Origin of the sequence: Streptomyces sp. NPDC006265, assembly GCF_040613555.1 — a bacterium.
Classification (GTDB): domain Bacteria; phylum Actinomycetota; class Actinomycetes; order Streptomycetales; family Streptomycetaceae; genus Streptomyces.
Map to the genome: position 1 here is coordinate 27,031 of NZ_JBEXSH010000014.1, position 6,051 is coordinate 33,081.

A 6,051-nucleotide genomic window follows, 5' to 3' on the forward strand; every position below is an offset into this window, starting at 1 on the left:
ATCCCCCCGCTCCCCCCCCCGCCGGCTCTGCGTTTATTATCCCCCCCCCCGCGGCGTCACCCCCCCCCCTCCCTGCCTTTCGTACCCCCCCCCCGACGCAACTCGGCGAAGAAATTTGGAGCGGAGTGTCACACCGAGCCGGATCCCGACACCTGTAGCAGACGAAAGGCCCGTTTGCTCTCTGGAGGTGCCGCCGTGCTCCCGACTTCCCCCGTGCCCGCTCCGGTTGACGCCGCGCCGCCGACCTTGCCTGCGGACGGTGGGCGATGACCACGACCGACCTCATCGACGGCATCATCAGCTTCACCGGGGACCTTCCCGGTCACGCCGAACAGGCGGCGGACTCCGTGATGGCCAACGCCTGGTGGGTCGCCCTGGTCGCCCTGGCGGCCGGTGGTGTCGCTGCCGTGGTCCGCTGGGCCGTTTCCCGCGGCCCGATGTCCAAGCGAACGGCCCTGGAAGTGCTGCCGACCACAGGCTTCGACCCGAAGCCGGAAGAGGTCATCCGCTTCGGGCACCAGATGGCCCGGGCACACAAGAGCGTGTCGCGCTGGCTCGTCTCCTCGACCCGCACCAGCGCCCTCCGCGTCCGCTTCACCTGCTCCAACGGAGCGCTGTCCATGAGGGTCGAAGGCCCGGACCGAGCGATGTCGGTGCTGCGCCACCAGGGCTACGCCCAGGTCGAGATGAGGCCCGTGGAGGCCGACGGACGCGCTACACGCGAACAGCCACAGATCCGGCTCGGCTCCTAACCCCCCGACGCACACCACAGACAGGTAGATCATGACCATCGCACCAGACCCCATCGCCGCCCCGCCGGTTGACTTCGCCAAGCCGGAAGCGGACCACCGAGGCAAGCCGGCCACCCGGGAGATGCACTACGCCCGGGCAGAACTTGCTCTGGCTCTCCCTGACCATCTCGCCCTGCGCGAAGTGCCCCTCACGCCGGATCCGCTCGAGGCCCTGGCCAACGCGGTGGCCGACGTCCGCGAGGACCTCGGTGAGAGCGCCGACGTCGTCCTGGACCTCGTGCCCGTCGCTCCGAACCGTGTCGGCAGCCGCCGTCGGCGCCTTCTGGCCCAGGCCCGCCGCAACCCTTCCGACGGGCCGGCCATACCCGGCATGCCGCATCAGCGCAACAACCGGTTCGGCTTCGACCTCGGTGCCGTCATGTCCGAGATCGCCACCGAGATGAAGGGCAACCAGGGTGGCGGCGCCCGGCAGCGGCAGCACCACCAGCAGCAGCGCACTCACCGCGTCGCCGACATGAAGGCCGCTATGGGCAAGCTCGCCCCTGGTGCCGAGCCGGTCTTCTCCATGCAACTGCTCGTCCGCACCTGCGCACGCGACGAGTACCGAGCCCGGATGCTGCTGGACCAGGTCCTCGCAGCCCTGGAGCCGTGGTCCGGCGACAACCACCTCCGGCCTGTGGGCCTCCACCTCGGTGTTACCCGAGTCCGGTCGGACCACTGGCTCTACCGGGGCAAGTTCGACCGTCGCTTCGAGACCGGGCTCTTCGTGCCGCGTCGGCACTCCTGGGTGACCGCCCAGGAGATCGCCGGCCTGCTCAAGCCGCCCACGAAGCACAACAACGCCCCCAACATCACCCGCTCAGGCGGAGTCGTGCCGCCCCCGCCGGCGGCTCTCCCGACGTGGACGGGACAGCAGGGCCTTCTCCCCCTCGGCTGGGTATCCAAGTCCGGCGGCGGAGAGCGCCTGGCCGGCGTCCCGCTGAAGTACCTGCTGTTCGCGTTGTTCCTCGGCAAGTCCGGCTTCGGCAAGACCGAGATGTCGCTCGTGCAGGCAATCGCCCTCGCCCACAACGGGTTCGGCGTGCTGTTCCTCGATCCCCACGGCGATGGCTGGACCCGCGCGCGCCCGTACCTGGCGCACAAGGAACTGGCCGACCGGATCTGGGAGATCGACCTCACGTCCCCGGAACTCGACAAGATGGTCGGCTCCTGGAATCCGCTGTCCATGGAGCGCCGGCGCGAGTCCGAGATCCCCGACGTCGTCCAGTACATCGTCACCGGCTTCGCCGCGGCGTTGAACTGGAGCGACAGCGCCGGCCGTGCGAAGACCATCCTGACAAGGTCGGTCGAGTCACTGGTGTACCTATCGTGGCACGCCAGCCGCGCCGGCCGGCCGGACCTGGCGCCCACCGTCTTCCAGATTCGCACGATCCTCACCGACGCCGTTTGGCGCAACAAGATGCTGCCGTACCTGCCCAAGGACATCAGAGACTTCTGGAGAAACGTCTTCCCCAGCTACAGCAAGGAGGCCACCCCGGTCGTCACGAACATCATCGAGCGGCTCTCTTCCTCCAACGCGATCAAGGCGTTCCTTGGATCCAGCCGGTCGACTTATGACATCCGGCATGCCATGGACAGCGGCAAGATCGTCTTTGTCTGCCCGGCCGGCACCGGCGACGTCGACCGCATCATCAGCTCCCTGCTGATTTACGACCTGTTCCGAGCTGGCCTTTCGCGCCGCGACACCGACCCAAGTGAACGTCGCGACTTCTTCACCTTCATCGACGAGCTGACCAGCGTGGACGGCGCATCAAAAGGGACATTGGCCCAAATCACGGAGCAGCTGCGGAAGTACCGCGTGAAGTTGTTGGCGATGACTCAGATGGCACAGCGTCTGACTCCGACCACGCGGCAGGGGTTGCTGCAGAACCTTTCAATCCTCTCCACAACGGCATCCGATGTCGACGAGGCCACGCTGGTCACTCGTCGATGGGGCAAAAAGGTCCTACCCGAAACGATTACACAGCTCAACCGCTACCACTACGTCATGTCAGTGACGCTCGACGGGGGACAAACCGATCCCTTCCGTGTACGTGGCGCCTCGGTGGAAGACCTTTATACGGCCTACCACCGGCCGCAGAACGAAGAGCGCCTGAAGCGGGCCATCAACGAGAATCTCCGGCGCCGCCCGGTCTGCGAGATTCTCTCTGATCTGCGCAGCCTAGACGGCAACCTTCGCGACTTCATGGTGAAGCGCGAGAAGCCTTACGACGACTACAGCGACGACGAGCTCGCCTACTTCAAGGGTGGCGACCTGGTCTCCAAGCAACCTGGCACGACGGAGGACACGCATAGGAGCGAGAGTGCACAGGATCCTGAAGCAGCCGGCTCAGACACGTCCAGTACGAGCCACTCTCGTGTACATGACGGCAAGGGCCCCGTCATCAGCGGCAAGCAGCCTGATGCCGATCGCGCCTCAAGCAGCGCGGAACCGACAGATGTGCGCCACAACGAGTCGAGGCTCGCATGACCGTGTCCTCAATTGAGACGCTCGCGACGTCGGCCCCGACGCGGAGCTTCCACACGATCGGCCGAGAGGTGCTGGAACTGCTCTACCAGCACCGGGTGTTGTCCACCCCGCAGCTGCACGTGCTGCTGACCCTGCCCACGAAACGGCAGGCACGCCCCGTGTACCTGCGCTGGCAGCTCGGCGAACTGCACCAGTCCGGGTTGGTCGACCGGATCCGGGCACAGGGGCCCGGTGGCCGCGGGCGGGTGCAGAGCCAGCCGTTCCTGTGGTTCCTCACGGAAGCGGGCGCCGCGTCCGTGGAGGAGGCCGGAGAGCTGCCATCCCGGCCGTACCGGGTGTCGCCCGAGTCGGTTGCCGGGGCCCGGCAGGCGCACACGCTTGGCGTGAATGACGTCGGTGTTGCCTTCGTCGAGTGGGCGCGCCGCCTCGGTCACGAGTGCGGTCCGCTGGACTGGACCCCGGAGGTTGCCAACCGGATCCGTGACGGGCAGCGCCGCTTCGAGGACGACCATGTCATCAGCGACGCTGTCCTCAACTACGTTCATGTAGAGCGCGGTGGCCGGCGCACAATGCTCAGCTTCTTCGTCGAGTTCGACCGTGCCACGATGACCTCCGCGCGGCTCGCCGGGAAGCTGCAGGCATACGGCCGACTGTTCGAGTATGTCCCGCAGAGTGCGGACCGCACGCGACGGACCCCGAACGCGACGAGGCCGGCGTGGATGTACAGCTACCCGGTTTTCCCGAGGGTTTTGGTGATTCTCGACGCGGCGCGACCGAAGGCTGGGGAGCCGGACCGGCGTCCGCAGCGGCTGGCCGCTCGCACCGAGGACCTGTATACGCGCACCGCCGCGGATGTCCGCCTCGGCCGGCTCAAGGACGACATCAGCATCGGCGTCACCACCCTGCAGCAGCTCCAGGAGCACGGGCCTTTCGGCCCGATCTTCACACCGCTGCTGAGCGGCACGCAGTCCGCCCGCCCTGCCCCCACCGACTTCTATCTCGCCACGAAGTGACCGGCCGCGCCCCGGCCCTGAAGGAAGCAGCGCCATGACCAGTACCTCGCTCGAGGCTCCGCCGGACGGCGGGAGCATGATCCGGCTCACCGAGATCCTGCACCGCAGCGTCAAGCTGCGGCAGCGGCGCTTCGAGATGCTGCCGCTGCGCGGCCAGGGCGCACCTTTCACCGAGCCGCACGCCCGCAACCCCTCCGACTCCCTGCCTCCGTCCGAACTCGCCGACCTCATCTCCTCGATGTCCGTCATCGGCCTCCTGGAGCCGGTCTTGGCCGAGGAGATCGTGGTCGACGGCAAGGCGCCGACCGTTCGCCTGGTCACGGGGGAGCGCCGACTGCGTGCGATGCGCTGGGGCGCGGTCAACCGGCCGGACAACCCGCACTTCGCAGCCCTGCCTGCCGTCGTCTGCCCCGGCCCCTTGAGCGAAGAGGAGCGTCACATGTGGCGCTTCGTCGAAAATTTCGCCCGCGAGCCGCTCCGGCCGGGCGAGCAGGCCGCCGCCCTGCTGTACCAGCGGTGCGCCATCCTGGTCGGCAAGCTCCTCAAGGCCGGCAAGCCCGTGCCTCAGGAGGTCTACGCGATTCCCGACCCGGCCGAGCGGTTCCACGCCTTGGAGAAGATCCGTGGCACCGACAGCGCATGTGCCGCTCCCTGGAGCGAGGTGCTGGACCGGCTCGGGCTGCAGCTCAACGAGCGCAAGGCCGGCGAGCTCGTGCGTGCATTTCGCGCGCTGCCGCGTGACCTCACCGAGGAGATGGACGAGGCGGCGGTCCGCCTGAACACCCGGATCAAGTTCGCCGAGCTCCGCAACGGCCGGGCGCAGGCCGCTGAGGGCATCTGGGCCGCGTTGAAGTCCTCCAAGCGGCTCCACCTGCTGCCGACCGCCGTGAACGTCGGCTTGGAGGAGCCCGAGCTTGACCCGGAAGAGATCATCACCGAAGCCGAGGAGCGTCAGGACGCGGCGAACGCCGGCCGCCGGGCGAAGCTCACCCGGGTCCTGAGCAGCCCAGAAGCTCAAGAGGAATCCGAGGACGGCGATGACGACGCCGCCCCGTCGGCATTCGGCCAGGAAGCGCCGGCCGAGGTCGCGGCGTCGGACGGTACGTCGCAGCTGCCACCGGCGTCGGAAGCCGAGGCCAGCACGGAAACGGTGCTGGCCGACGCCGCCCCCAGCCGACCGGCCGTGGAGACCGACACGATCCGCACCGCTCTGGATGGAATCCGCGGCCTGCTGGTCGAGGTCCGAGCCGGCAAAGAGATAGCGCGCTACGACCGCGGTTCCCTGCGTCTCGCCCTGCGCGAGCTCAGTACCCACCTCGACGAGGCCCCCGTCGGCGACCAGACAGACCACGACGCGATGAACGAAGGAAGCCAAGCCGCATGACCAGTGTTTCCCTGCCCATCCCAACCGTCGGCGTGCCCCTCCCCGGCCGGGGCTGCGACTGCAACAGCTGCGCCTTCTACGCCGGCCCGGACGGTCGGGGAGGCCCGGCCACCGTCGAGCCGCTGTGCACCGGCCAGAACTCGGACTGCCGGTTCTGCGGGTGCGCGGCAGCCGAAGCTGACGCTCCGGCGAACGCGTGCGTGACCCGCAAGTGCCCGATCCGGTGCGGGAGCCGGACCGACATAGCCGGGTGGATGGCCGACGTCGGCGGCACCCTGACCTTCGACGACATCACCGTCGACAGCACCCTGCCCGCCGGCCTGCCGTCCTTCATCCCCATGACCGACGGCAGCGCCATCACCAAGCTCGACA

Annotated in this window: 4 protein-coding genes and 1 pseudogene; all 5 read left to right on the plus strand. The window is 68.1% G+C overall.

Translation table 11 applies throughout. The features are described from left to right. The first annotated feature begins 266 nt into the window (after window positions 1–266). Window positions 267–752, plus strand: coding sequence for a hypothetical protein (locus ABZ281_RS02945; RefSeq protein ID WP_356651479.1), 486 nt, complete (start codon window positions 267–269; stop codon window positions 750–752). A 31-nt stretch (window positions 753–783) separates the two neighbouring features. Then, window positions 784–3,282 (plus strand): ATP/GTP-binding protein, encoded by a 2,499-nt coding sequence (locus ABZ281_RS02950; RefSeq protein ID WP_356651481.1) that lies wholly within the window; start codon window positions 784–786, stop codon window positions 3,280–3,282. Then, a complete protein-coding gene (locus ABZ281_RS02955) occupies window positions 3,279–4,295 on the plus strand; it encodes a replication-relaxation family protein (protein ID WP_356651483.1) in 1,017 nt (338 codons plus the stop codon). Before ABZ281_RS02950 ends, ABZ281_RS02955 begins: the two co-directional genes overlap by 4 nt. A gap of 34 nt (window positions 4,296–4,329) precedes the next feature. Next, entirely contained in the window at window positions 4,330–5,679 is a 1,350-nt protein-coding gene (locus tag ABZ281_RS02960; RefSeq protein ID WP_356651485.1) for a ParB N-terminal domain-containing protein, read from the plus strand. Further along, window positions 5,676–6,051, plus strand: a pseudogene (locus ABZ281_RS02965) (hypothetical protein); the annotation flags it as partial. The gene ABZ281_RS02960 and the pseudogene ABZ281_RS02965, both read left to right, overlap by 4 nt.

Excerpts from the sequence above, each read along its gene's own strand:
- ABZ281_RS02945 (WP_356651479.1), top strand. The coding sequence starts at position 267 with ATGACCACGACCGACCTCATCGACGGCATCATCAGCTTCACCGGGGAC.
- ABZ281_RS02950 (WP_356651481.1), top strand. The coding sequence starts at position 784 with ATGACCATCGCACCAGACCCCATCGCCGCCCCGCCGGTTGACTTCGCC.
- ABZ281_RS02955 (WP_356651483.1), top strand. The coding sequence starts at position 3,279 with ATGACCGTGTCCTCAATTGAGACGCTCGCGACGTCGGCCCCGACGCGG.
- ABZ281_RS02960 (WP_356651485.1), top strand. The coding sequence starts at position 4,330 with ATGACCAGTACCTCGCTCGAGGCTCCGCCGGACGGCGGGAGCATGATC.